At 68.6% G+C, this 4,212-nt stretch carries 1 protein-coding gene; it reads left to right on the top strand.

The features are described 5' to 3' along the window. Positions 1–4,212 (top strand): amino acid adenylation domain-containing protein (locus K675_RS0128395; protein WP_017906845.1); only part of this gene is annotated, 4,212 nt, incomplete at both ends.

Genomic DNA, 4,212 nt, shown 5'->3' with positions numbered 1-4,212 from the left:
ACCGGCTGCTGCTACCGTACCGGCTCCGCCTGCCGCCGGCCAGCCTGGGCGAACGGGTACAGCCGCCGTTCGCCACCCTGGCCGACTGGTTCGAACACCAGGTGCGCTGTACCCCGGAGGCCACCGCCCTGGTGGCCGGCGAGCGGCGCGTGAGCTATCGGCGCCTGAACGAACTGGCCGACACCCTGGCGGCGACCCTCGGCGATGGCACGAGCCTGCCAGCGTTGGACGGTGAGCCGGGCCCGGTGCTGCTGTTTCTCGATACCTCGGTGGAGCATCTCGTCGCCTTGCTGGCCTTGGCCAAGCTCAATCTCACCGCCGTGCCGCTCGATCCGGCCTATCCGCAGGCGGTGCTGCGCCGGGTCATGAGCCAGTGCCGCGCCCATGGCCTGCTGTACAGCGACGCCACCGAAGCCGCCCTCGAACGCCTGGGCGAGCACGCCATCGCGCGTCATCGGGTGGCACTCGATGCGCCGCCGCGGCCATTTTCCCGGAGGCCGCACCAGGGCGAGCGGCCGCTGTACATGCTGTTCACCTCCGGCTCGACCGGCATTCCCAAGGGCGTCCAGGTCACGGACCGGACCCTGTGCAACCTGCTGCACTGGCAGCGCGGCGCGGGTGAGCTGGCCCCACGGGCGCGGACCCTGCAGTTCTCCATGTTGTCGTTCGACGTGTCGTTCCAGGAGATTTTCAGCACCCTGTGTGGCGGTGGTTGTTACCACCTGATCGATCCGGCCTGGCGCCAGGATGCTCCGGCGCTGCTGGATTACCTGCTGACGGCGGACATCGAGCGGCTGTTCATGCCCTGCGTGGCCCTGCGGCACCTGGCCGAAACCGCCGTACGGCGGGGGATCTATCCGACACAATTACGTGAGGTGGTGACGGCGGGGGAGCAACTGCTGTGCAACGACACCCTGCGTGAATGGTTCGCCGGCATGCCCCAGGCCAGTCTGTTCAATCACTACGGTCCGACCGAGACCCATGTGGTCTGCGCCCTGCGTCTGCCGGGAGATCCACGGGACTGGCCGTTGCGCGCGCCGATCGGCCGTGCGGTGAACAATGCCTGCCTGCTGCTGGTGGATGAGCACGACCGGCCATTGCCCGCCGGCATGACGGGCTATCTGTTGGTGGCGGGACCGATGGTCGCCCGCTGCTATCTGGGCGATGCGGCGCTCAATGCCAGCCGCTTCGTCGAACTGCCCGACGCTACGGGGACGGCGCGACTGTTCTATCGCACCGGCGACCTGGCCCGGGTCGATGCCCTGGGCTGCCTGCACTATCTGGGGCGCGACGACCAGCAGGTCAAGCTGAGTGGTCACCGGCTGGAGCTCGGACAGATCGAGGCCGCCCTGATGCAACTGCCCGAGGTGAACGGCGCCATCGTCACCCTGGAGGCCGGGTCGGCGAAGTTGAATGCCTACCTGCAACTCACCGGTACAGTGCCTGCACCGGAGGAGCTGGACCGTCGACTGGCCCGTGAACTGCCGGCCCAGGTACGCATCGATGCCTACTGGCGAATCGGGGAGTGGCCCCGTACACCCAGCGGCAAAGTCGATCGCAAGGCGCTCCATGGCCTGGGTGAACGCCTGCCACGCCAGGCGGCAAGCGAACCGGAGGAATCGCTCAACCCGCTGCAGCGGCGTCTGCGCGAACTGTTCGAGGCGGTCATCGGCCGGCCGATCGGGCTCGACCAGACTTTCTTCGAAGCCGGCGCGACCAGCCTCGGCCTGATGCGCCTGCACGCCCGCTACAACCAGGAAAGCGACCTCAAGGTGAGCATGGCCGAGCTGTTCGAGCAGGTCAGCATCCGTCGCCTGGCGGCCTACCTGGCCAGTACGCCGGTCGAGGCGCAGCAGCCATTGCGCGGTAGGGACGACCGCCATTCGCCGGTTGCGATCATTGGCATGGCGGTGAATGTCGCCGGTGCGCCCGACCTGGGCGCGTTCTGGTCGATGGTCCAGGCGGGCGAGTCGGGTATCGAGCTGTTCGCGGCCGACGAGGGGCTGGTCGGCGCCCGTAGCCAATTGGCCGGGTTGTTCGACTTCGACCCCGAGTACTTCGGCATCAGTCGCCAGGAAGCGCGGCTGATGGACCCGCAGCAACGCCACCTGTTGATGGCCTGTGTTCAGGCGCTTGAGCACGCGGCATTGGTGCCGTCGGCGCACGGGCCGCGGATTGGCCTGCTCGCCAGTTGTGGCGAAACCACCTATTTCCAGCAACTGCTGCGCCAGGCCGGCGACGGCGAACTGCCGGATGGCTTCCAGATGGCCTTGCACCACGACAAGGACTTCCTCGCGACCAAGGCCGCCTACCACCTGAACCTCGGCGGGCCGGCCATGAGCGTGCAGGCCGCCTGCGGCAGCTCGCTGATCGCCGTGCACTTGGCCTGTGCGCTGCTGCGCCAGGGCGATGCCGATGTGATGCTGGCCGCCGGGGTGCTGGTGGACCCGACCCTGACCGAGGGTTACCGCTACCGGCCGCAGCACATCTTCTCCCGGGATGGCCAGTGCCGACCTTTCAGCGACGATGCCAGCGGTACCCTCGGCGCCAGCGGCTACGGGGTGGTGGTGCTCAAGCCCCTGGCCCGGGCACAACGCGATGGCGACCGGATCTACGGGGTCATCGAAGCCTCGGCGCTGAACAACGACGGCCATGACAAGATGAGCTATACCGCGCCGTCGGTGGCCGGCCAGAGCACGGTGATCCGCGAGGCGTTGGACAAGGCCGGCCTGCGCGGCAGCGATATCGGTTATGTCGAGGCCCATGGTACCGGCACGCCACTGGGCGATCCGATCGAGGTGGCGGCCTTGAGCAAGGCGTTCGGCGCGGCGCCGGCGGACCATTGCGCTCTGGCCTCGGTGAAGAGCCAGATCGGTCACCTGGGGGCGGCGGCCGGCGTGGTCGGGCTGATTCGCGCGACCCTGGCGGTGTATCACGGCGTCCTGCCGGCGAACCTGGGCTTCAATCGGATCAACCCGCAGATCGATCTGCGGAGCACCCCGTTCCATATCCCGACCCACCCGCGCCCCTGGCCCGAAGGGCGCAGGCGGGTGGCCGGGGTGAGCAGCTTCGGTATCGGCGGTACCAATGCCCATGCGATCGTAGGAGCCAGCCCCACGGTCGAGCCGGCTGCGACGCCAGGTGCGAGCTGCCTGCTGATCAGCGCCCACAGCCGCACTGCACTGTTGCGCAACATCGCGGCGATCAAGGCCTATCGGGAGCGGTTCCCGCAGCGGCATGAGGCGTTGCTGCGCTTCCTGCAATCGGGTCGGCGCCAGCAGCGCTGGCGTTATGGCGTATGTCTGGCGGCAGGGCAGGCCTGGCAGGTCGATGAAGCAACGATTCGCGAAGTGCCGCTGTCGACCTGTACCTGGTCGGCCGAGGATGCGGAGCCGCAAGCGATTCTCCAGGCCTGGTACGACGGCGCGCGGATCGCCTGGCCGACACGCTCGGCCCCGCCGCCATGGGATCTGCCACCGTCGGCGTTCGATCTCGAGCCCTGCCGGTTCCAGCCGACGGCAGCGCTGCCGGCCATGCCGGTCGCTCCAGCGGTGCAATCGGCTCGCAACGCCTTGCCGGACTGGTTCCATCAGCGCCAGTGGGTCCGCGTGCGCCGTCTGGGCAACGGCCACGGCAATGAACCTCGCGACACCCTGGTGGTGTGCGCCAACGAGGCATTGGACGGCGACTTGCTGGAAAGCCTGGGCCAGGTCTATCGCCGGGTGATCCAGATCCGTGCCGGCAATGGTCTGAGGCGCCTGGCCGCCGATCGTTTCGAACTGGATCCGGGCGATTCCCGGGCGGTGGCGACGTTGTTGGCGGAGCTGCTCGCGGCCGGGGCGGGTGAACTGGACTGGCTGCACGCGTTGCCGCTGTCGATCGGCGGCGCAGTGAACGAGCAGAGCCTGGCCGCCGCGCAATGGGCCTGTCTCGATACGCCAAGCGCCTTGCTCCAGGCCTGGGGCGAGGTCGCGGGTGCGCTGAAACTGCGACTCTGGCTGCTGTCCTGGCAGGCCTGCGCGGTCGACGGGGACGTCCGCCGGCCCGAGCTGGGGGCCCTGGCCGGTGTCTGTGAGGTGGCGCCGCAGGAATATCCGCTGCGAGTTCACTGGCTGGACCTGCCAACCGCGCAGTGGGCCAACCAGGCAACAGCGCTGGCGGCGCTGCTGGGTGACCCGGCGTCCTTGCCGCGGCGCCTGGCGATTCGCGGTG

This window comes from Pseudomonas fuscovaginae SE-1 (assembly GCF_000364705.1).
Classification (GTDB): domain Bacteria; phylum Pseudomonadota; class Gammaproteobacteria; order Pseudomonadales; family Pseudomonadaceae; genus Aquipseudomonas; species Aquipseudomonas fuscovaginae_A.
This window is presented reverse-complemented; position numbering and strand designations above follow the sequence as displayed.